This is a genomic window from Pseudomonas putida W15Oct28, assembly GCF_000708715.2.
Classification (GTDB): domain Bacteria; phylum Pseudomonadota; class Gammaproteobacteria; order Pseudomonadales; family Pseudomonadaceae; genus Aquipseudomonas; species Aquipseudomonas putida_R.
In genome coordinates, this window is the sequence record NZ_JENB01000024.1 from 61,960 (window position 1) to 84,075 (window position 22,116).

General features: G+C 64.3%; 22 protein-coding genes. 20 read left to right on the forward strand and 2 right to left on the reverse strand.

Annotated features, from left to right (window positions below; genetic code table 11):
* Positions 1-125: 125 nt before the first annotated feature.
* The 19 genes from AK81_RS17675 to AK81_RS17765 all read left to right on the forward strand — a co-directional run bounded on the left by AK81_RS17675 (position 126) and on the right by AK81_RS17765 (position 19,295).
* The gene (locus AK81_RS17675; protein WP_043200809.1) at positions 126-1,337 is read left to right on the forward strand and encodes a bifunctional cobalt-precorrin-7 (C(5))-methyltransferase/cobalt-precorrin-6B (C(15))-methyltransferase; all 1,212 of its coding nucleotides are present in this window, start codon (positions 126-128) and stop codon (positions 1,335-1,337) included.
* Entirely contained in the window at positions 1,330-2,424 is a 1,095-nt protein-coding gene (locus AK81_RS17680) for a cobalt-precorrin-5B (C(1))-methyltransferase (protein ID WP_043200812.1), read from the forward strand. The genes AK81_RS17675 and AK81_RS17680 overlap by 8 nt, the downstream gene beginning before the upstream one ends.
* A complete protein-coding gene (locus AK81_RS17685; protein ID WP_043200813.1) occupies positions 2,421-3,143 on the forward strand; it encodes a cobalt-precorrin-6A reductase in 723 nt (240 codons plus the stop codon). The genes AK81_RS17680 and AK81_RS17685 overlap by 4 nt, the downstream gene beginning before the upstream one ends.
* A gap of 54 nt (positions 3,144-3,197) precedes the next feature.
* Positions 3,198-3,557: a transposase gene (locus AK81_RS30825; protein WP_050491905.1), complete on the forward strand. Its 360-nt coding sequence runs from the start codon at positions 3,198-3,200 to the stop codon at positions 3,555-3,557.
* Entirely contained in the window at positions 3,557-4,399 is an 843-nt protein-coding gene (locus tag AK81_RS17695; protein WP_430298363.1) for an IS3 family transposase, read from the forward strand. The genes AK81_RS30825 and AK81_RS17695 overlap by 1 nt, the downstream gene beginning before the upstream one ends.
* A 281-nt stretch (positions 4,400-4,680) precedes the next feature.
* On the forward strand, positions 4,681-5,118 hold the full coding sequence (locus tag AK81_RS17700; RefSeq protein WP_043200817.1) for an NfeD family protein: 438 nt from the start codon (positions 4,681-4,683) through the stop codon (positions 5,116-5,118).
* Between the two features lie 26 nt (positions 5,119-5,144).
* Entirely contained in the window at positions 5,145-5,999 is an 855-nt protein-coding gene (locus tag AK81_RS17705) for an SPFH domain-containing protein (protein ID WP_043200818.1), read from the forward strand.
* Between the two features lie 222 nt (positions 6,000-6,221).
* Positions 6,222-6,611 (forward strand): DUF2946 domain-containing protein, encoded by a 390-nt coding sequence (locus tag AK81_RS17710; protein ID WP_043200820.1) that lies wholly within the window; start codon positions 6,222-6,224, stop codon positions 6,609-6,611.
* A gap of 46 nt (positions 6,612-6,657) precedes the next feature.
* Positions 6,658-7,143 carry a copper chaperone PCu(A)C gene (locus AK81_RS17715; protein ID WP_043200822.1) on the forward strand — a complete coding sequence of 162 codons (486 nt, stop codon included), beginning with the start codon at positions 6,658-6,660 and terminating at the stop codon, positions 7,141-7,143.
* Between the two features lie 22 nt (positions 7,144-7,165).
* On the forward strand, positions 7,166-7,597 hold the full coding sequence (locus tag AK81_RS17720; protein WP_043200823.1) for a DUF2946 domain-containing protein: 432 nt from the start codon (positions 7,166-7,168) through the stop codon (positions 7,595-7,597).
* Positions 7,598-7,663: 66 nt separating this feature from the next.
* A complete protein-coding gene (locus tag AK81_RS17725; RefSeq protein ID WP_043200825.1) occupies positions 7,664-9,730 on the forward strand; it encodes a TonB-dependent copper receptor in 2,067 nt (688 codons plus the stop codon).
* Between the two features lie 58 nt (positions 9,731-9,788).
* The gene (locus AK81_RS17730; RefSeq protein WP_043200827.1) at positions 9,789-11,156 is read left to right on the forward strand and encodes a PepSY-associated TM helix domain-containing protein; all 1,368 of its coding nucleotides are present in this window, start codon (positions 9,789-9,791) and stop codon (positions 11,154-11,156) included.
* Between the two features lie 238 nt (positions 11,157-11,394).
* Entirely contained in the window at positions 11,395-12,801 is a 1,407-nt protein-coding gene (gene cycA, locus AK81_RS17735) for a D-serine/D-alanine/glycine transporter (RefSeq protein WP_043200829.1), read from the forward strand.
* 278 nt (positions 12,802-13,079) lie between these two features.
* Complete coding sequence (urtA, locus tag AK81_RS17740) at positions 13,080-14,345, forward strand: urea ABC transporter substrate-binding protein (protein WP_043200831.1); 1,266 nt, start codon at positions 13,080-13,082, stop codon at positions 14,343-14,345.
* Between the two features lie 138 nt (positions 14,346-14,483).
* Positions 14,484-15,971 carry an urea ABC transporter permease subunit UrtB gene (gene urtB, locus AK81_RS17745; RefSeq protein ID WP_043200832.1) on the forward strand — a complete coding sequence of 496 codons (1,488 nt, stop codon included), beginning with the start codon at positions 14,484-14,486 and terminating at the stop codon, positions 15,969-15,971.
* On the forward strand, positions 15,971-17,050 hold the full coding sequence (gene urtC / locus AK81_RS17750) for an urea ABC transporter permease subunit UrtC (protein WP_043200835.1): 1,080 nt from the start codon (positions 15,971-15,973) through the stop codon (positions 17,048-17,050). Before urtB ends, urtC begins: the two co-directional genes overlap by 1 nt.
* Positions 17,047-17,904 carry an urea ABC transporter ATP-binding protein UrtD gene (gene urtD / locus AK81_RS17755; protein ID WP_016712226.1) on the forward strand — a complete coding sequence of 286 codons (858 nt, stop codon included), beginning with the start codon at positions 17,047-17,049 and terminating at the stop codon, positions 17,902-17,904. The genes urtC and urtD overlap by 4 nt, the downstream gene beginning before the upstream one ends.
* A 145-nt stretch (positions 17,905-18,049) precedes the next feature.
* Positions 18,050-18,748 (forward strand): urea ABC transporter ATP-binding subunit UrtE, encoded by a 699-nt coding sequence (gene urtE, locus AK81_RS17760; RefSeq protein WP_043200837.1) that lies wholly within the window; start codon positions 18,050-18,052, stop codon positions 18,746-18,748.
* A gap of 31 nt (positions 18,749-18,779) precedes the next feature.
* Positions 18,780-19,295 (forward strand): GNAT family N-acetyltransferase, encoded by a 516-nt coding sequence (locus AK81_RS17765; RefSeq protein WP_043200841.1) that lies wholly within the window; start codon positions 18,780-18,782, stop codon positions 19,293-19,295.
* Between the two features lie 126 nt (positions 19,296-19,421).
* Here AK81_RS17765 and AK81_RS17770 read toward each other — a convergent pair whose 3' ends face one another.
* Positions 19,422-19,727 carry a chaperone modulator CbpM gene (locus AK81_RS17770; RefSeq protein WP_019098566.1) on the reverse strand — a complete coding sequence of 102 codons (306 nt, stop codon included), beginning with the start codon at positions 19,725-19,727 and terminating at the stop codon, positions 19,422-19,424.
* A gap of 2 nt (positions 19,728-19,729) precedes the next feature.
* Entirely contained in the window at positions 19,730-20,680 is a 951-nt protein-coding gene (gene cbpA / locus AK81_RS17775; RefSeq protein WP_043200846.1) for a curved DNA-binding protein, read from the reverse strand.
* Positions 20,681-20,844: 164 nt separating this feature from the next.
* Here cbpA and AK81_RS17780 point away from each other — a divergent pair, with 164 nt between their 5' ends.
* The gene (locus AK81_RS17780) at positions 20,845-22,116 is read left to right on the forward strand and encodes an Hsp70 family protein (RefSeq protein WP_043200847.1); all 1,272 of its coding nucleotides are present in this window, start codon (positions 20,845-20,847) and stop codon (positions 22,114-22,116) included.

The following is a 22,116-nucleotide window of genomic DNA, read 5'->3' on the forward strand; positions in this document are numbered from 1 at the left end:
CTTCTTCGCGGGCTTGCCCGCTCCCACAGGATCACCGCTGCCCACAACGGCTGCGCTGTACCTGTGGGAGCGGGCAAGCCCGCGAAGGGGCGCGAAGCGGCCCCAAAAATGACGGAATGAAATACATGGCACCCTGGCTGACAGTAGTAGGCATCGGCGAAGACGGCTTTAGTGGCCTGGGCAAGCAGGCCCGGCGCGCGCTGCTGGGCGCTGCGCGGGTCTTCGGCAGCCCGCGCCAGTTGGCCCTGCTGCCGCGCTGCGTGCCCGGCGAGCGGCTGGGCTGGCCAAGCCCGTTCTCGCTGGCCCCGGTGCTGGCCCTGCGCGGCGAGCCAGTGTGCGTGCTGGCCAGCGGCGACCCGATGTTCTTCGGCGTCGGCGCCAGCCTGGCGCGGCAGGTGCCCGCCGATGAAATGCGCGTGCTGTCGATGCCCTCCTCGTGCGCCCTGGCCGCCGCCCGCCTGGGCTGGCCGTTGCAGGAGGTGCAGGTGGTGTCTCTGGTGGCCCGCCCCTTGGCGGCGCTGAATGCCCACCTGCACAGCGGTGTGCGCCTACTGGTGTTGAGCAATGATGGCGACAGCCCGGCGGCAATTGCCGCCCTGCTGCGCGAGCGTGGCTTCGGGCCAAGCCGCCTGCGGATTTTCGAGCACTTGGGTGGCCAGGAAGAACGCGAGCTGGCCGGCACCGCCCAGGGCTGGCCGCACGCCAATATCGCAGCGCTCAACCTGGTGGCCATCGAGTGCCTTGCCGAGCCCGATGCCCCACGCCTGCACCGGCTGGCCGGGCTGCCGGACAGCGCCTTCCGGCACGACGGCCAGCTGACCAAACGCGATGTCCGCGCCATCACCCTGGCGCGCCTGGCACCGCAGCCCGGCGAGCTGCTGTGGGACGTGGGCGCGGGCTGCGGCTCGATCGGCATCGAATGGATGCGCGCCCACCCGGCCTGCCGCACCTTGGCTATCGAAGCTGATGAGGGCCGCCAAGCTTTTATCGAACACAATCGTGACGCGCTGGGTGTACCCGGCCTGCAACTGGTCTGCGGCAAGGCGCCTGCGGCACTGCAAGGCCTGGAGCAGCCCGATGCAATCTTCATCGGCGGCGGCGTCACCCGCGAAGGCGTGCTGGGCCTGTGTTGGGCCAACCTGCGCCCCGGCGGGCGGCTGGTGGCCAACGCAGTAACCTTGCAAAGCGAACTGGCCCTGGCGCATTTCCGCGAGCAGCACGGTGGTGAGCTGACCCGCATCCATGTCGCCCATGCCCAGCCCCTGGGCGCGTTCGACACCTGGCGCCAGGCGCTGCCAATCACCCTGCTGGAAGTGGTGAAACCCGCCGATGCGTGAAGAAACCCGTGAACAGCCCGCGCCCCTGCGCAGCGGCCTGACCACCGGCAGTTGCGCCACCGCCACCAGCCTGGCGGCCGCTCGCTTGCTGCTGAACGGCGAAAGCAGCGACGCCGTCAGCATTACCCTGCCCAAGGGCAAGGTGGTGCAGATGCGCCTGGAATTCTGCCGCCTGATTGGCGAGCGCGCAGAAGCCGGCACCCTCAAGGATGCTGGCGACGACCCGGACGTGACCCACGGCGCCCTGCTCTACAGCCAGATACGCCTGCTGGGCGAACCGGGTATCCGCTTTGTCGCCGGGGCCGGCGTCGGCACTGTGACCCGCCCGGGGCTGGTGCTGGCGGTGGGCGAGCCGGCCATCAACCCGGTGCCACGGCGCATGATCACTGAACACCTGCAACGCCTGGCCGAAGAATGCGGCTATCTCGGCGGCTTCGAGGTCACGGTCAATGTGCAGGGCGGCGACCAACTCGCCCTCAAGACCATGAACCCGCGCCTGGGCATCCTCGGCGGGCTGTCGATCCTCGGCACCAGCGGCATCGTGCGGCCGTTCTCCTGTGCGGCCTACATCGCTTCGATCCACCAGGGTATCGATGTAGCCCACACCAACGGCTTCACGCACATTGCCGCGTGCACCGGCAACGCCAGCGAAGACACCATGCGCCGGGTCTACGGCCTGCCGGAAATCGCCCTGATCGAGATGGGCGATTTCGTCGGCGCAGTGCTCAAGCACCTGCGCAAGGTGCCGGTACCCCGCCTGACCCTGTGCGGTGGGTTCGGCAAGATCAGCAAACTGGCCGCCGGGCACATGGACCTGCACAGCCGTCACTCCAGCATCGACTTGCCGCAACTGGCCGGTTGGGCTGCAGACATTGGCGCTGACGAAACCCTGCAAGCGGCCATAACCGGCGCCAACACCAGCCAGCAAGCGCTCGCACTGGCTCATGCGGCCGGCGTTGCCCTGGGTGACGCGGTGTGTGCCCACGCCCTGGCCTTCGCCCGCAGCGTCGTGCCGGCGCAGGTGCAAGTGGAAGTGTTCGCCATCGACCGCCAAGGCGGCATCGTTGGCCAGGCAGGTGTGCAATGACCGCGCGCATCCTGCTACTGGGGGGCGTCACTGAAGCCTTGGCCATCGCCCGCCGCCTGGGCCCGCAGCATGTCTACAGCCTGGCGGGCATCGGCCGCGTGCCGCAGGACCTGCAATGCCAGGTGCGGGTCGGGGGCTTTGGCGGTGCCGAGGGCCTGGCCAGCTACCTGCGCGAGGCGGGCATCACCCTGCTGATCGACGCTACTCATCCATACGCTGCTCAGATAAGCCGCAATGCCGCCAGTGCTGCACGTAGTGCCGGCGTCACATGCTGGGCCTTGCGCCGCCCGGCCTGGCAGGCGCAAGCGGGGGATGATTGGCGCGAAGTCGAGGACTGGGCAGGGCTGATAGAGGCGCTCAAGCCGTTTCGCAGACCGCTGTTTACGCTGGGGCGTGAGCCCCTGCAGCATCTGGACGAGATTCCGCCGGAGCAGTTCTGGACGCTGCGTGCACTGGAAGCGTGCCCTGGCAACGAGCGCTGCGAAGTGATTGGCGCGCGAGGGCCATTCAACATTGAAGATGAACGGGCATTGTTCCAGCGCCGCAGCATCGATGTGCTGATCAGCAAGAACAGCGGCAGCGTGGCGACCGAGCCGAAGCTGGAGGTGGCACGGGAGTTGGGCGTGCCTGTGCTGATCTTGAAACGCCCGGCACTGCCGCAGGTGGACCTGGTATTCGAGTCGCAGTCTGATCTGGCTTCAGCGATCGACCTGCAATAACACATATCGTAAGCGCGCCGCAGATCCCTGTAGGAGCGGCCTTGAACTGGCCTAATGATTTTGGACACCTTCTTAGGGCGCTATGATGGCGCCCAATCGGAGGCAAAATCAGTGCGAAAGTCCTACTCGAAAGAACACAAAATTCAAGCTGCTGAGATGGTGTTGGACGGCGGCCAGTCGGTTCCTGAGGTGTGCCAAATCCTCGGAATAGGTCGTACAGCTCTTCGCCGCTGGGTTGAGCAGGTACGCCAGGAAAGAGAGGGGAAAGTCCCGGCCGGGGCAAAGGCTATTACCCCGGATCAGCGACGCATTGAGGAGCTGGAAACTCTGGTTCGTCAGAAGGATCGGGATATCGAAATCTTAAAAAAGGCCAGTGCTCTCCTGCTTCGGGACTCCAAAGATCGTTCTCGCTGATCAACGAGCTGAGTGAGCAATATGGTGTTGTCGACTGCTGTCGCGTGCTTGGGGTCAAGCGCAGCAGTTTCTATGCCTGGCGCAAACGCCAAGGGCGTGAAAATCCCGAAAGGGATGCTCTGCGCTCGCAGGTAATCAAGCTTTTCAAGGCGTCACGAGGCTCCGCAGGCTCACGCACGTTGATGCAGGAAATGCGGCGTGAAGGCCATAAAATCGGGCGTTACAAAGTGCGTGCTCTTATGCGTGAAGCTGGTCTGGAATGCCGGCAGCGAAGGCCGCACCGGTATCGGTCATCGGGCGCGGAAGCACTGATTGCGGAAAACCAGCTGAAGCGAAACTTCAAAGTTTCGACGATCAATGAGGTTTGGTGTGGCGATGTGACTTACATCCAGGTTGGCAGACGTTGGCTCTACTTGGCCGCAGTAATCGACTTGTACGCACGCCGAGTTGTGGGCTGGGCATTCTCGATGACTGCCGATGCCAGATTGGCCTGTGACGCGCTGCGTATGGCGTCTGAATCCAGAGGCAAACCTGCAGGGGTGATGTTTCATTCAGATCAAGGCTGTCAGTACACCAGCCATAAGTTCAGGGCTGTGCTTGAAGAGTGCAGCTTGAAACAGAGCATGAGCCACCGTGGCCAATGCTGGGACAACGCCGCCATGGAGCGATTTTTCGGGGCATTGAAATCAGAATGGGTGCCAGCTGGGGGCTATGAGTCCGAAGCTGAAGCTAAGGCCGACATCATGGCTTATTTGGTGCGCTACAACCTCAAGCGCCTCCACAGCTACAACGGCTACGAGACCCCGGTAGCCATGGAGGAGAAGCTCAGGGCAGCGGCATGAACCTTAACCGGTGTCCAAAATTACTTGACCAGATCACCTTGTGTCGCGAAAGGGCTGCGTAGCAGCCCCAGGAATTTATGCATTAGTGCTGAAATCATGGGGCTGCTACGCAGCCCTTTCGCGACACAAGGCCGCTCCTACAGAAGACCGCGCCAGCCTCCAGAAAATGTATCAGGCAGTCGCCCTACAGAACTTTCAGATTGTTCTTTCGACCCGATAAGTGGTTCCGTGCCGCCTCGCTGACATAAACTCAGGTCCTCCCCCTGGAAGGCGCTACCCATATGGAAATGCAATGGTGGATCTGGCTGGTGTTCGGCATCGCGCTGATCCTGCTCGAACTGGTCCTGCCGACGTTCTTCATTCTCTGGTTCGGCATCGGTGCCGTGCTGGTCTCGCTCATCTCGCTGGCTGCGCCCAGCCTGCAAATGGACATGCAGGTCCTGCTGTGGGTGCTGCTGTCATCCGCCACCACCGCGCTGTGGTTCAAAGTGTTCCGGCGCAAGCAGCCAGACGTGCGCTGGACCGCCGACAGCGTGATCGGCGAAGTGGGCTTGCTGACGGCGGGCGTTTCGGAATTCCAGAAAGGCCGCGTGCGTTTCCAGAAGCCGATTCTTGGCAGCGAAGAATGGACCTGCATCGCCGACAGCGAGATCCCGGTTGGCGAGCGGGTGCGCCTTACCGCCATTGAGGGCAACACCGCCCGCGTCATCCGGGCCTGAATCCGCACTAAAAGGAATTTCGCATCATGACCAGCCTCATCGTCGTCGCCGCCATCGCCCTGTTCGTCCTGATCACCGTGTTCAAGGGCGTACGTATCGTGCCCCAGGGCGAGGAGTGGATCGTCGAGCGCCTGGGCCGCTACCACAGCACGCTCAAGCCCGGCCTGAACATCCTCATCCCGTACATGGATGTGGTCGCCTATCGCCTGCCGACCAAGGACATCATCCTCGATGTGCAACAGCAGGAAATCATCACCAAAGACAACGCCGTGATCGTCGCCAACGCCCTGTGCTTCGCCAAGGTGGTCGACCCGCAGAAAGCCTCCTATGGCGTGCAGAACTTCTCGTTCGCCGTCACCAGCCTGACCATGACTTCGCTGCGCGCCATCGTCGGTGCCATGGACCTGGACGAAGCGCTGTCCAGCCGCGAGCAGATCAAGGCCCGCCTGCGCGAGGCGATGTCGGAGCAGACCGAAGACTGGGGTGTGACCGTCCGCTCGGTGGAAATCCAGGACATCAAGCCTTCGGAAAACATGCAACTGGCCATGGAGCGCCAGGCGGCAGCCGAGCGTGAGCGCAAGGCCGATGTGACCCGGGCCGAAGGTGCCAAGCAGGCAGCAATCCTTGAAGCGGAAGCACGCCTGCAGGCGGCCAGGCTGGATGCCGAAGCGCAGATCAGCCTGGCCGAGGCCTCGGCGCGGGCGATTTCGCTGGTCAAGGAAGCGGTAGGCAACGAGACCGTGCCGGCCATGTACCTGCTGGGCGAGCGCTATATCGGGGCCATGGAGAACCTGGCGGGCAGCAGCAATGCCAAGGTGGTGGTGCTGCCGGCGGACCTGCAAGAGACCGTGCGCGGGTTGATGGGCCGCAACAAGGCTTGAGATTGTCGGGGGCGCTTTGCGCCCCTATCGCGACACAAGGCCGCTCCCACAGGACAGCGCAGTATTCGAGGCTGCCGCAATTCTGTGGGAGCGGCCTTGTGTCGCGATGGGCTGCGCAGCAGCCCCCATTACCCGACTGCCTGCGTCACTTCACCGCACCCCGCCATTTTTACCTATACTCCGCCTTACAATACCCGCCACGATTCCTGACCGGATCTCTCCATGCCCCCACGTCGGCACATCGCCTGGATAGCCTGCCTTGCAGTGCTGTTCAACCTGCTGGCCATGCCGCTGGCCTCTGCCGTGCCCAAGGGCCCGGCCGAGCAGCTGCTGTGGGGGGCTTTCTGTTCCAGCATGGCCAACAAGGCCAAGGTTGATGTCCAGGCCCTGGCCAAGATCGACCTCGGCCCGCAAAGCGACGACAGCGCCAGCATGATGAATTGCTGGTGCTGCTCGGGCGCTGCACCACTACTGGCCCTGCCCGGCCACCCGCCGCAGCTGCACAACCCGCCCACGCTGTTTGCCGGCCTGCTGCCACTGCTCGCCGACTACCAACCCACGCCGCGCCAGCTCTGGCCTGCGTTAAACCCCCGTGCCTCTCCGCTGGCCTGAGTTCATCACGCTGTCTGCCTGAACCTGAACAGAACGGAGATTCACCATGCTCAAGCACGCCCTCGTCATGGCCGCCCTGCTGCTGCCCGGCGCCTTTGCCAATGCCCACGAATACAGCGTGGGCGACCTGCACATCGCCCACCCCTGGTCGCTGCAGTTGCCGCCCAACGCCCCCAATGTCGCCGCGTATTTCGTGGTGCACAACAATGGCCAGGCCGATGACCGCCTGCTCAGCGTCGACAGCCCCATCAGCAATGATGCCCAGCTGCACGAGCATGCCATGAGCGCCAGCGGTGCCATGAAGATGCAGCAGGTAACCAGCGTGGTAGTGCCTGCCGGCAAGGACCTGACCTTCGCCCCCAGCGCCTACCATGTGATGCTGATGCAGCCCAAGGACCGCAGCCTGCTCAGCGACGGCAAGCGCTTTCCGTTGACCCTGCACTTCGAAAAGGCCGGCGACATCACCGTCGAAGTGGCCGTGCAGAAGCAGGCGCCAGCGGACCAGCCGCAAGCCCACGAACACGCGCACTGACACCTGCTGACAGGCACTCACCATGAGCCTGCCGCGCAACAGAACCAGCCGTACCACCCGCCCTGACCGCAGGCGCGCCGGTGGCGGATGGCTGAGCCTGTTCGCCATGTGGATGATTTTCATCGGCCCGCTGATTTCCCAGTCGATGCCGATGGACCACCACGCCAGCATGAGCATGCCGATGGACATGCCGATGGCGGCTGCCCATCAGCACGGCGGCGACACCCACCACGGCCACGGCGGCGATGGCCAGCTGCACGTGATGTGGGAAAAGTGCGGTTACTGCAGCCTGTTGTTCAACTGCCCGGCCCTGCCCCAGGCCCTCAGCCCGCTCAGCGCCGGCAGCGTCGTCCCCACCAGCCACCTGCTTGCACCCACGCACCAGGGCCATGCCCGGCAGGCTGTATTCCCCGGTGCGCGCAGCCGCGCCCCACCGTCCTCGATCAGCGTCTGAACCCACATTTTGCGCACGGAGCCAGGAGGCTTCGCGCTAACTCATGACTGATCGACTGGAATCATTATGTCCGGCTGCACCCCTGTTTTTGCCTTGTCCCTGCGTGGGACCCTCGCCGCCGTGTGCGGCTCGCTGCTCGCGCCCGTGGCCCTGGCCGCCGACCCTGGCCATGAGGGCCATGCGCACGACGCACCCGAGCTGAGCCCGACGGTGATCACCGCCGTGGCCCCGAGTTCGCCACTGACCGTGGTCACCAACCCGAAAGACCCGCGCCAGCCAGTGCCGGCCAGTGACGGCGCCGACTACCTGAAGACCATCCCCGGCTTCTCGGCGATCCGTGCCGGCGGCACCAACGGCGACCCGGTATTGCGCGGCATGTTCGGCTCGCGCCTGAACATCCTCACCAATGGCGGCCTGATGCTGGGCGCCTGCCCCAACCGCATGGACGCACCCACCTCCTATATTTCGCCAGAAACCTACGACCGCCTGACCGTGATCAAAGGCCCGCAAAGCGTGATCTGGGGCCCGGGCGGCTCGGCAGGCACCATCCTCTTCGAGCGCGAACCGGAGAAATTCGGCACCCTCGGCAGCCGGGTCAACGCCAGCCTGCTGGCCGGCTCCAACGGCCGCTTCGACAAAGTGCTGGATGCCGCCGCCGGCAACAGCCAGGCCTACGCCCGCTTCGTCGGCAACCAGTCACGCTCGGATGACTACCACGACGGCAACAACGACACCGTGCCGTCGCGCTGGGAAAAGTGGAACGGTGATGTTGCCCTCGGCTGGACACCCGACCAGGACACCCTGCTGGAACTGACGGCCGGCAAGGGCGATGGCGAGGCCCGCTATGCCGGGCGCGGCATGGACGGCTCGCAGTTCAAGCGCGAAAGCCTGGGCCTGCGCTTTGAAAAGTCCAACCTCGGCGAGGTGCTCGACAAGGTCGAGGCGCAGGTCTACTACAACTACGCCGACCATGTGATGGACAACTACAGCCTGCGTACCCCGTCGGGCAGCGGCATGATGGGCATGCCGATGGTCAGCAACGTCGACCGCCGCACCATGGGCGCTCGCATCAAGGCCACCTGGCGCTGGGCCGATGTGCAGCTGATCAGCGGCATCGACGCGCAGACCAACGAACATCGCCAGCGTGGCGGCATGGGTGTGGACGCACACAAGGGCCAGGCCTGGACCAAGGACGCCGACTTCCACAACTACGGTGCCTTCAGCGAACTGACCTGGTACGTCAGCGGTGAAGACCGGCTGATTACCGGTGCCCGCCTGGACCGCGCCTCGGCCCGTGACTTCCGTAAAGGCAGCGCCACCGAAGGCGATACCCGCGCCGACACCCTGCCCAGCGGTTTCATCCGCTACGAGCACGACCTGGCGGCCATCCCGGCCACCACCTACATCGGCCTCGGCCATGCCCAGCGCTTCCCCGACTACTGGGAGCTGTTCTCGCCCAAGCTGGCACCGCCCGGTGCAGCAAATGCCTTCGACGGCATCAAGCCAGAGAAGACCACCCAGCTCGACTTCGGCATCCAGTACCGCACCGAGCGCCTGGAAGCCTGGGCTTCGGGCTATGTCGGGCAGATCCGCGACTACATCCTGTTCGACTACCGCACCGGCATGATGGGCATGAGCACCTCGCAGGCACAGAACATCGACGCCCGCATCATGGGCGGCGAATTGGGCGCGGCCTACCAACTGACCGAAAACTGGAAGGCCGACGGCACGCTGGCCTACGCTTGGGGCAAGAACAGCAGTGATGGCAAAGCGCTACCGCAAATGCCACCCCTGGAAAGCCGCCTGGGCCTGACCTACAGCCGCGATGTGTGGAGCGTCGGCGCACTGTGGCGGCTGGTGGCGGCGCAGAACCGCATTGCCGAGAACCAGGGCAACGTGGTCGGCAAGGACTACGACAAGAGCGCCGGCTTCGGCGTGTTCTCCCTGAACGGCGCCTACAAGGTGAACAAAAACCTCAAGCTCAGCGCGGGGGTCGACAACCTGTTCGACAAAACCTACGCCGAGCACTTGAACCTGGCCGGGAACGCCGGGTTCGGCTACCCGGCTACCGATCCACAGCCGGTCAACGAGCCAGGCAGGACCTTCTGGACCAAGGTCGACTTCAGCTTCTGACAACAACCACGGGCGCGGCTTCGGTTGCGCCCATCTGCTGGTCAAACAGGAGGTTCCCATGAGAGGAACACGCATCAATTTCTATAACCTGGCCTGGCGTTGGCACTTTTATGCGGGGCTGTTCGTGGCCCCGTTCATGATCCTGTTGGCGCTCACCGGGATCATCTACCTGTTCAAGCCGCAGCTCGACCCGCTGCTGTACCGCGACCTGATGGTGGTCGAGGCCGGCCACCACAGGCAAGGCGCCGATGCGATGCTGGCAGAAGTGCGCCAGGCCTATCCCAAAGGCCACGTCGGCCAGTACCTGCCGCCAATCAACGCCGAGCGCAGTGCGCAGTTCGTGGTACATGACGGCGGGCGCGAACTGAACGTGTTCGTCGACCCGTACAGCGGCAAGGTGCTCGGCGAGCAGGACGGCAAGCAGAACCTGCAAGCCATCGCCCGCGCCCTGCATGGCGAGCTGATGGTCGGCACGGTCGGTGACCGCCTGGTGGAGCTGGCTGCAGGCTGGGGCATCGTGCTGGTGGTGTCGGGCCTGTACCTGTGGTGGCCACGCGGGCGCAATGGCGCGGGCGTGCTGTGGCCCCGGCTGTCGGCACGCGGCCGGCTGTTCTGGCGCGACCTGCACGCGGTCACCGGCTTCTGGGGTTCGGCCTTGCTGTTGCTGATGCTGGTCAGCGGCATGACCTGGACCGGCCTGTGGGGCAAGCAGTACGCCGATTTGTGGAACCGCTTCCCGGCGGCCATGTGGAACGACGTGCCCAAGTCGGACCAGCAGGCGGGTGAGCTTAATAGTGCCCACCGCCAGACCGTGCCCTGGGCGATGGAAAACACGCCGATGCCGCAGTCCGGCGCACACGCCGAACACGCCGGGCACCACATGATGTCGAACATGCCCGCTGCGCCCCAGGTGAGCGTGCAGCAAGTCGAAGACATCGCCACCTCCCGCCAGGTCGAGCCGGGCTACAGCATTACCCTGCCGACCACGGCAGACGGTGTGTTCACCATTGCCGTGTTCGCCGACGACCCGCGCAACGACGCCACCCTGCATGTCGACCAGTACACCGGCAAGGTGCTGGCCGATGTGCGCTGGCAGGACTACAGCCCGGTCGCCCGCGCCACCGAGATGGGCGTGATGCTGCATGAGGGCAAGATGTTCGGGGCGTTCAACCAGATCATCATCCTGCTGGTGTGCCTGATGATTCTGCTGGGTTCGGTGAGCGGGTTGGTGATGTGGTGGAAGCGCCGGCCCGAAGGCGGCCTGGGCGTACCGCCGCTGCGCCATGACCTGCCGCGCTGGAAGGCGGCGGTGGGGGTGATGCTGGTGCTGGGGGTGATTTTCCCGCTGGTGGGGGTGTCGATGGTGGTGATGTGGGTGGTGGATAGCCTGGTAGTAAGGCGCCGCCGGGTGCTGGCCAGCGCCTGAGCCCTGCATAACCTGCACTGGCCTCTTCGCGGGCTTGCCCGCTCCCACAGGATCTCTGCCGCCCTCAGGCGTGGCGCAATACATGTGGGAGCGGGCAAGCCCGCGAAGAGGCCGGTACAGGTGTCGAACTACTCCTACGAAACACAGGCTGCTATCTGAAAATCGTGTCGATCTGTCGCGATCTCGAACTGGAACGACCGTGTTAGCCTAGCCGGCGACTTTCAAGGGAATGCAGCTTATGACCGCAACTTCACCAAAACCACAAGAAGAGCAGCACCTGCAACGCAACCTGACCAACCGCCACATCCAGCTGATCGCCATCGGCGGCGCGATCGGTACCGGCCTGTTCATGGGTTCGGGCAAAACCATCAGCCTGGCGGGCCCATCGATCATCTTCGTCTACATGATCATCGGCTTCATGCTGTTCTTCGTCATGCGCGCCATGGGCGAGCTGCTGCTGTCGAACCTGAACTACAAATCGTTCATCGACTTCTCCGCCGACCTGCTCGGCCCCTGGGCCGGTTACTTCACCGGCTGGACCTACTGGTTCTGCTGGGTGGTCACTGGCATCGCCGACGTGGTGGCCATTGCCGCCTACACGCAGTTCTGGTTCCCCGACCTGCCGCAGTGGATACCGGCGCTGACCTGCGTAGGGCTGCTGCTGTCGCTGAACCTGGTGACGGTAAAAATGTTCGGCGAAATGGAGTTCTGGTTCGCCCTGGTCAAGATCGTCGCCATCCTTGGCCTGGTCGCTACCGGCCTGTACATGGTCATCACCGGCTTCACCTCGCCCAGCGGGCGCACTGCACAGCTGGCCAACCTGTGGAATGACGGCGGCATGTTCCCCCATGGGCTGATGGGCTTCTTCGCCGGCTTCCAGATTGCCGTGTTCGCCTTCGTCGGCATCGAGCTGGTGGGCACCACCGCCGCCGAAGCGAAAAACCCGGAGCGCACCCTGCCACGGGCGATCAACTCGATCCCGATCCGCATCATCGTGTTCTACGTGCTGGCACTGATCGCAATCATGGCCGTGACCCCTTGGCGCGACGTGGTACCGGGCAAGAGCCCGTTCGTTGAGTTGTTCGTGCTGGCAGGCCTGCCGGCGGCGGCCAGTATCATCAACTTTGTGGTACTGACCTCGGCGGCTTCGTCGGCCAACAGCGGCGTGTTCTCCACCAGCCGCATGCTCTTCGGCCTGAGCCAGGAGGGTGACGCACCCAAGGCCTTCGAGAAACTGTCGAGCCGCTCGGTGCCGGCCAACGGCCTGTACTTCTCCTGCACCTGCCTGCTGCTCGGTGCCGTACTGATCTACCTGGTACCGAACGTGGTCGAGGCGTTCACCTTGGTGACTACCGTTTCGGCGGTGCTGTTCATGTTCGTGTGGACGCTGATCCTGCTGTCGTACCTGAAGTACCGCAAAAACCGCGCGGCGCTGCACCAGGCGTCGAAGTACAAGATGCCGGGCGGGCGCTTCATGTGCTACGTGTGCCTGGTGTTCTTTGCCTTCATCCTGGTGTTGTTGAGCCTGGAGGCGGATACGCGTTCGGCGCTGGTCGTCACGCCGATCTGGTTTGTATTGCTGGCGGTGACCTATCAGTTTGTACGCAGCAGGCGCCATCCACGCACGGCTGTGCGTAACGGCTGATGGCCTCGGGGGCTGCTCTGCAGCCCATCGCGACGCAAGGCCGCTCCCACAAAGGCACGGTGTACGCCGTCAAATGTGGGAGCGGCCTTGTGTCGCGATGGGCCGCACAGCGGCCCCAATCCTGTGCACACAAATATTCCAGGCACCAACCTGGACCTCGCAAACGCCCCAACACCTCGCACAACCCCTCTATTACGCCCCTTGCGCCACTAGGCACACCCCTTGCAACGCCCCTCCCCGCTTGCCCAACACCATAAAAAACTCAGCGGAGAGAGCACATGAAGCGTCGCAGTCTGATCAAGGCTTTTACCCTCAGCGCATCGATTGCGGCGATGGGCCTGAGCTGGAGTATCCAGGCCGCCGAGACCATCAAGGTTGGCATCCTGCATTCGCTGTCGGGGACCATGGCCATTTCCGAGACCTCGCTCAAGGACATGGCGCTGATGACCATCGACGAGATCAACGCCAAAGGTGGCGTGAACGGCAAGATGCTCGAAGCGGTGGTGGTCGACCCCGCCTCCAACTGGCCGCTGTTCGCTGAAAAGAGCCGCCAGCTGCTGACCCAGGACAAGGTCGCGGTGGTGTTCGGCTGCTGGACCTCGGTGTCGCGCAAGTCGGTGCTGCCCGTGTTCGAAGAGCTCAACGGCCTGCTGTTCTACCCGGTGCAGTACGAAGGCGAAGAGATGTCGCCGAACGTGTTCTACACCGGCGCAGCCCCCAACCAGCAGGCCATTCCTGCCGTGGAATACCTGATGAGCGAAGACGGCGGCAGCGCCAAGCGCTTCTTCCTGCTGGGCACCGACTACGTCTACCCGCGCACCACCAACAAGATCCTGCGCGCCTTCCTGCACAGCAAGGGCGTCGCCGACAAGGACATCGAAGAGGTCTACACGCCGTTCGGCCACGCCGATTACCAGACCATCGTGGCCAACATCAAGAAGTTCTCTGCCGGCGGCAAGACGGCGGTGATTTCCACGGTCAACGGCGACTCCAACGTGCCGTTCTACAAGGAACTGGCCAACCAGGGCCTGAAGGCCACCGACGTACCGGTGGTGGCGTTCTCGGTGGGCGAAGAAGAGCTGCGCGGTATCGATACCAAGCCGCTGGTGGGCCACTTGGCCGCCTGGAACTACTTCGAGTCGGTGGATAACCCGGTGAACCAGAAGTTCGTTGCCGACTGGAAGGCCTACGCCAAGGCCAAGGGCCTGCCAGGCGCTGACAAGGCGGTGACCAACGACCCGATGGAGGCCACCTACGTGGGCATCCACATGTGGGCGCAGGCCGCCGAGAAGGCCAAGTCCACCGATGTCGACAAAGTGCGTGAGGCACTGGCCGGGCAGAGCTTCAAGGCGCCGTCGGGCTTCACCCTGACCATGGACAAGACCAACCACCACCTGCACAAGCCGGTGATGATCGGCGAGATCCAGGATGACGGGCAGTTCAGTGTGGTGTGGGAAACCGAGCAACCGCTGCGGGCGCAGCCCTGGAGCCCGTTCATTCCGGGCAATGACAAGCGCCCTGATTACGCCGTGAAAGGTAACTGAGTGCACTGGGGCCGCTATGCGGCCCATTCGCGGGCTTGCCCGCTCCCACAGGTCCCCACTGCCCTCTGGACCGGTGAAATACCTGTGGGAGCGGGCAAGCCCGCGAAGAATCCACCACTGTATTCCAGGATTACCCGCATGCTCAGACTCCTGCTCACCCTGCTCCTGCTACTGCCCCTGGCAACCCAGGCCAGCGAGGGCGAATTTTTCCTCACCGCCAAGCCCGCCGAGCAAGCCCGCCTGCTCGAAGGCTGGGCGGCGCAACCCGATGCCGCACGCCTGCCGCTACTGGACAACCTGCGCCAGGGCCGCATCGCCGCCGATGACACCCGCAAGGTGCGCCTGAACAACCGCCTGCGTGGCCTGATCGACAATGCCCTGGCCAGCCACCAGTTGCTCAGCGACAACAGCGAAACGCGCCTGGCCGCTGCCCAGCAACTGCAAAAAAGCGCACAACCCGCGCAAATGGCCTTCCTCGACCGCCGCTTCGCCAGCGAGCCGGATGCCGCCGTGCACACCGCCCTCGGCCTGGCCCTGGCCAACCTGCAACTGGGCGCCAGCGAACCAGCGGTACGCCTGGCCGCCGTGCGCCTGCTGGGCGAAACCGGTGACCCGGTGGCCCGCACCCGCCTTGAAGCGCTGCTGCAACCCGACGCAGAAGCCGACCCGGGCGTGCGCACCGCTGCCGAAACCAGCCTGGCCCAGGTCAAGCGCAAGCTGCTGGTCGGCGAACTGCTCGGCCAGGCCTTCAGCGGCCTGTCGCTGGGCTCGATCCTGCTGCTGGCGGCGCTGGGCCTTGCCATCACCTTCGGCTTGCTGGGGGTGATCAACATGGCCCACGGCGAGATGCTGATGCTCGGCGCCTACAGCACCTACATGGTCCAGGTGCTGGTGCAGCGCTACGCCCCGGGCGCCATCGAGTTCTACCCGCTGATTGCCCTGCCGGTGGCCTTCGCTGTCAGTGCCGGGGTCGGCATGGCGCTGGAACGCACCGTGATCCGCCACCTGTACGGCCGCCCGCTGGAAACCCTGCTGGCCACCTGGGGCATCAGCCTGATGCTGATCCAGGCCATCCGCCTGCTGTTCGGCGCGCAGAACGTCGAGGTGAGCAACCCGGCGTGGCTGTCGGGCGGCATTCAGCTGCTGCCCAACCTGGTGCTGCCGTACAACCGCCTGGTCATCATCGGCTTCGCCCTGGCCGTGGTGCTGCTCACCTGGCTGCTGCTCAACCGCACGCGGCTGGGCCTGAACGTGCGTGCGGTCACCCAGAACCGCAATATGGCCGCCTGCTGCGGCGTGTCCACCGGGCGCGTCGACATGCTCGCCTTCGGCCTGGGCTCCGGCATCGCCGGGCTCGGCGGCGTGGCCCTGAGCCAGGTCGGCAACGTTGGCCCGGACCTGGGCCAGAGCTACATCATCGACTCGTTCCTGGTGGTGGTGCTGGGCGGTGTCGGGCAACTGGCCGGCAGCCTCTGGGCCGCGTTCGGCCTTGGTATCGCCAACAAGCTGCTGGAGCCGCAGATCGGTGCCGTGCTCGGCAAGATCCTCATCCTTGCGTTGATCATTCTGTTCATCCAGAAGCGCCCGCAAGGCCTGTTCGCCCTCAAGGGACGGGTAATCGACTGATGAACCAGCCACTGCTTGTCACCGCTACGCAAAAGGCCGGGCCGCGCCTGACCCTGGCCATCGGCGCCCTCGTCGTGCTGCTGTTGCTGGCCCTGCCGCTGCTGTCACTGCTGCCGGCGGATCACGCCCTGCAGGTGTCGGCCTACACCCTGACCCTGGTCGGCAAGATTCTCTGCTACGCCATCGTCGCCCTGGCCCTGGACCTGGTCTGGGGCTATGCCGGCCTGCTGTCGCTGGGGCACGGCCTGTTCTTCGCCCTGGGCGGCTACGCCATGGGCATGTACCTGATGCGCCAGGCGGCCGGTGACGGCCTGCCGGGGTTCATGACCTTCCTGTCATGGACCGAGCTGCCGTGGTACTGGGCAGGTACCCAGCATTTCGCCTGGGCCCTGTGCCTGGTGGTGCTGGCGCCCGGGCTGCTGGCGCTGGTGTTCGGCTTTTTCGCCTTCCGTTCGCGGATCAAGGGCGTGTACTTCTCGATCATGACCCAGGCCCTGACCTTCGCCGGCATGCTGCTGTTCTTCCGCAACGAAACCGGCTTTGGCGGCAACAACGGCTTCACCAGCTTCCGCACCATCCTGGGCTTCGACATTGCCGCCCAGGGCACCCGCGCGGTGTTGTTCCTGCTCACCGTCGGCCTGCTGCTGGCCAGCCTGTACCTGTGCTGGCGCCTGACCCGCAGCAAGTTCGGCCGCCTGCTCACCGCCGTGCGTGATGCCGAAAACCGCCTGATGTTCTGCGGCTACGACCCACGCGGCTTCAAGCTGCTGGTGTGGGTGCTCAGCGCCGTGCTGTGTGGCCTGGCCGGCGCGCTGTACGTGCCACAGGTGGGCATCATCAACCCCAGCGAAATGTCGCCGACCAACTCCATCGAAGCCGCCGTGTGGGTGGCCCTGGGCGGGCGCGGCACGCTGATCGGCCCGCTGCTCGGCGCCGGCCTGGTCAATGGCATGAAGAGCTGGTTCACCGTGGCCTTCCCGGAGTTCTGGCTGTTCTTCCTTGGCGCGCTGTTCATCCTCGTCACCCTGTACCTGCCCAAGGGCGTGGTCGGCCTGTTGAAGAAAAGGAGCCAGCCATGAGAGGCGTGCCCCCGGTCCACCCGGAATTCATGCTGGAACCTGTGTTCGACAACCTCGGCGCCGGCCGCGACGCCATCGGCCTGGGCCAAAGCCGCAAGGCCGGCCTCGACACCCGCCACGGCACGGTGCTGAGCCTGGAAGACATCAGCGTCAGCTTCGATGGTTTCAAGGCGCTCAACGCGCTGAACCTGTACATCGGCGTGGGCGAGCTGCGCTGCATCATCGGCCCCAACGGCGCCGGCAAGACCACGATGATGGACGTGATCACCGGCAAGACCCGCCCCGACACCGGCAGCGCCTACTTTGGCGACACCCTCGACCTGACCCGCATGAGCGAATACCAGATCGCCCAGGCCGGCATTGGCCGCAAGTTCCAGAAGCCCACGGTGTTCGAGGCGCTGACGGTGTTCGAAAACCTGGAGCTGGCACTGAAGACCGACAAGTCGGTGTGGGCCAGCCTGGCCGCGCGCCTGGGCGGTGAGCAGCGCCAGCGCATCGAAGAGGTGCTGACCACCTTGCGCCTGCTGCCCCTGGCCCAGCGCCAGGCCGGCTTGCTGTCGCACGGGCAGAAGCAGTTTCTGGAGATCGGCATGCTGCTGGTGCAGGAGCCGCAATTGCTGTTGCTGGATGAACCAGTGGCCGGCATGACCGATGCCGAGACCGAGTTTACCGCCGAGCTGTTCAAGGGCCTGGCGGGCAAGCATTCGCTGATGGTGGTGGAGCATGACATGGGCTTTGTCGGCAGCATTGCCGACCATGTGACCGTGCTGCACCAGGGCAGTGTGCTGGCCGAAGGGTCGCTGGAGCAGGTGCAGGCGGATGAGCGGGTGGTCGAGGTGTACCTGGGCCGCTAGACATGGATACCTGTGCCGGCCTCTTCGCGGGCTTGCCCGCTCCCACAAGGCCTCCACAGGCCTGAGGCTTGCGCTTTACCTGTGGGAGCGGGCAAGCCCGCGAAAGGGCCAGCACAGGCACAGCAACTCTTTCAGGAACACTCACATGCTCAAGATCGACACCCTGCACCAGTACTACGGCGGCAGCCACATCCTGCGCGGCCTGTCCTTCGAAGCCAAGGTCGGCGAAGTCACCTGCCTGCTGGGCCGCAACGGTGTGGGCAAGACCACCCTGCTGCGCTGCCTGATGGGCCTGGTACCGGCCCGTGACGGCAGCATCGAATGGGAAGGCAAACCCATCACCAGCCTCAAACCGCAGCAACGGGTCCAGGCCGGTATCGCCTATGTACCCCAGGGCCGCGAAATCTTCCCGCGCCTTACCGTCGAGGAAAACCTGCTGATGGGCCTGTCACGCTTCCCGGCCCGTGAAGCCCGCGAAGTCCCGGCCTTCATCTACGAACTGTTCCCGGTGCTGGAGCAGATGAAGCAGCGCCGTGGCGGCGACCTGTCGGGCGGCCAGCAGCAACAGCTGGCCATCGGCCGCGCCCTGGCCAGCCGCCCGCGGCTGCTGATTCTGGACGAGCCTACCGAAGGCATCCAGCCCTCGGTGATCAAGGAAATCGGTGCCGTCATCCGCCGCCTGGCACAGCGTGGCGACATGGCGATTCTGCTGGTGGAGCAGTTCTACGACTTTGCCGAAGAACTGGCCGACCAGTACCTGGTCATGGCCCGTGGCGAGATCGTGCAGCACGGCCGTGGCGAAAACATGCAAGCCGAAGGTGTGCGCGGGCTGGTAACCATTTAATCTGCGAGCAACCACCCTGCGAGACGCTGTCATGAGTTACGAAATCCGCGACGCCCTGCCCACCGACGTGCCGGGCATCCTCGACATCTACAACGACGCAGTGCGCAACACCACGGCGATCTGGAACGAAACCCCGGTGGGCCTCGGCAACCGTCAAGCCTGGTTTGAAGCCCGAGCACAGCAGGGGTATCCGATTCTGGTGGCGGTGGATGAGACGGGTGTACTGGGGTATGCCTCGTTTGGCGACTGGCGGCCGTTCGAAGGGTTTCGCAACACCGTGGAGCACTCGGTGTATGTCCGTAGCGACCAGCGTGGCAAAGGGCTGGGGCCGGTGTTGATGGCGGCGCTGGTGGAGCGTGCGCGCAGGTGTGGCAAGCATGTGATGGTAGCGGCCATCGAGAGTGGCAATGCAGCGTCGGTGCGCCTGCATGAGCGGCTGGGCTTCGTGGTGACCGGGCAGATGCCGCAGGTGGGGGTGAAGTTTGGCCGCTGGCTGGACCTGACCTTCATGCAGCTGGTGTTGAACCCCGGAGCGGAACCGACCTGAAATTGATGTCGGCTGTGCTGGCCTCTTCGCGGGTAAACCCGCTCCCACAGGGACCTCACATGTCTTGGGCAATGTGGGTTCCCTGTGGGAGCGGGTTTACCCGCGAAGAGGCCGGGCCTGCAAACCTTACATCTGGGTAAACCTGCCCAGCCGCTGGCGCAGCATGTTGTTCTCGCTGCGCAACTGCTGCACTTCCTGCAACAGCTCCAGCGCCAGCGCCACCCCTTCCCACTCCAGTTCCAGCTCCTGGTGCAGCTTCGCCGCGCGCTTGGCCACCAACGGCGCCTGATCGTCGAACAACCAGTCCTCAGGCGTTCGCCCGGAGGGTTCGACAATGCCGTGTTCGACGATTTCGATCACGCAGTCCGCCGTGACATCGGCTTCCTGACACAAGGTACGCATGTCCAGTTGAACGATCAGGGTGCTGCTCATGATCACTTACTCCATTGTGTCCTCGGGTTGAACGCCGCTTTCTCGGAAAGCTTGGTCCACAGTTCGCGGGCAGCCTCGTCGGAAGTCGGCGGCATGACCACTTTCAGCTGCGCGTAAAGGTTGCCGCGCTCGCCGCTCTTGTTGGCCAGGCCCTTGCCCGGTACGCGCAGGCGCTGGCCGCTCTGGCTGTCGGGGCGGATGGTCAGGTTGATCTTGCCTTCCAGGGTCGGTACCGCAACCTTGGTGCCCAGGGCCGCCTCCCACGGTGCCAGCGGCACGGTGATGATCAGGTCATGGCCTTCGACATCGAACAGCGGGTGCGGTGCCATGCGGATGGTCAGGAACAGGTCGCCATTGGCCCCGCCACCGCTGCCCGGCGCGCCCTGGCCCTTGAGGCGAATACGCTCGCCGTCGGTCACACCGGCCGGGATCTTCACGTTCAGGGTCTTGGTGGTGAAGCCGGTGCGTTGGCCCAAGGCATTGGTTTGCGGTACCTGGAAGCTGATCTGCTTGGACTCCTTGCTCAGGGTCTCTTCAAGGAACACCGCCAGTTCAAGCTCCACATCCTGCCCTCGCCTGCCGGCACTGCGTTGCTGCTGCCGGGCGCCACCGAAGGGGTTGCCACCCCGCCCACCGAAGACCGAGCTGAAGAAGTCGGAGAAGTCGCCGCCCTCGAAGCCGCCACCGCCACGGCTCTCCCAGCCCGGTGGTGCCTGGAACGGCCGGCCATGCTGGCCGCCGTACTTGCGAATTTCGTCGAACTCGGCACGTTTCTGCGCGTCGCCCAGCACTTCGTAGGCCTCGTTGGCCTCCTTGAACTTGTCCTCGGCGTCGCGCTCCTTGCTGACATCGGGGTGATACTTGCGCGCAAGCTTGCGGTACGCGGCCTTGATCGCCTTGTCGTCCGCCGTGGGCTCTACGCCGAGTATCTTGTAATAGTCTTTGAAGTCCATCTGTGGATCACCAATGTGAATGTGCGTGTTGCAACAGAAGATAGGGGTCAAGCATAGCCTTTCAAGACCGCCTTGGGTTTGCGCCATGGCAGACGACTGGTCTTGATTCTGTAGCCAAGTGGCATAAACTGCGCGGCCGTTTTCGCTCCGGAAGCTGATTTCCCATGTCTGACGTATCCCCGGCCCGCGCCCTGGGCATCGACTTTGGCACCTCCAACTCCACGGTCGGCTGGCACCGGCCTGGCGTGGAGTCGCTGATTGCCCTGGAAGACGGCAAGATCACCTTGCCCTCGGTGGTGTTCTTCAATATCGAAGAGCGGCGCCCGGTGTATGGCCGCCTGGCACTGCACGAATACCTGGAAGGCTACGAAGGCCGCCTGATGCGCTCGCTAAAGAGCCTGCTGGGCTCCAAGCTGATCAAGCATGACACCAGCGTGCTGGGCAGTGCCCTGCCGTTCAAGGACCTGCTGGGCATGTTCATCGGCGAGCTGAAAAAGCGCGCCGAGGCCGCCGCTGGCCGTGAATTCGACCAGGTAGTACTGGGCCGCCCGGTGTTCTTCGTCGACGAAGACCCGGCCGCCGACCAAGAGGCCGAGGACACCCTGGCCGACGTGGCGCGCAAGATCGGCTTCAAGGATGTGTCGTTCCAGTACGAGCCGATTGCCGCGGCCTTCGACTACGAGTCGGGCATCAGCCGTGAAGAACTGGTGCTGATTGTGGACATCGGCGGTGGTACTTCGGACTTCACGTTGATCCGCCTGTCGCCCGAGCGCCACCTGATCGCCGAACGCCAGAGCGATATTCTCGCCACCGGCGGTGTGCACATCGGCGGTACCGACTTCGACAAGCAGCTGAGCCTGCAGGGCGTGATGCCGCTGTTCGGCTACGGCAGCCGCATGAAAAGCGGCGCATTGATGCCCACCAGCTACCACCTCAACCTGGCCACCTGGCACACCATCAACGCCGTGTATTCGCAAAAGTCACAGCTGGCGCTGGGCAGCATGCGCTATGACATCGAGGACAGTTTCGGCATCGACCGCCTGTTCAAGCTGATCGAGCAGCGCGCCGGGCACTGGCTGGCGATGGAAGTGGAGGCCAGCAAGATCGAGCTGACCGAGCATGATAGCCGCGACATCGACCTGCGCCGTGTCGAGCCCGAACTGACCGCAGCGCTGACCCGTGCGCTGTTCGAAGACGCGATCGAAGGCTTGCTGGAGCGCGTGCGCGGTAGCGTGACCGAGCTGCTGGCCAAGGCTGGCGTGAGCGAAAGCCAGGTGGACACGGTGTTCTTCACTGGCGGTTCCAGCGGCATTCCGGCGCTGCGCAACAGCGTGTCGGCGATGCTGCCAAATGCGCGGCATGTGGAAGGCAACATCTTTGGCAGCATTGGTAGCGGCCTGGCCATCGAGGCGCGCAAGCGGTACGGCGCAGCCTGA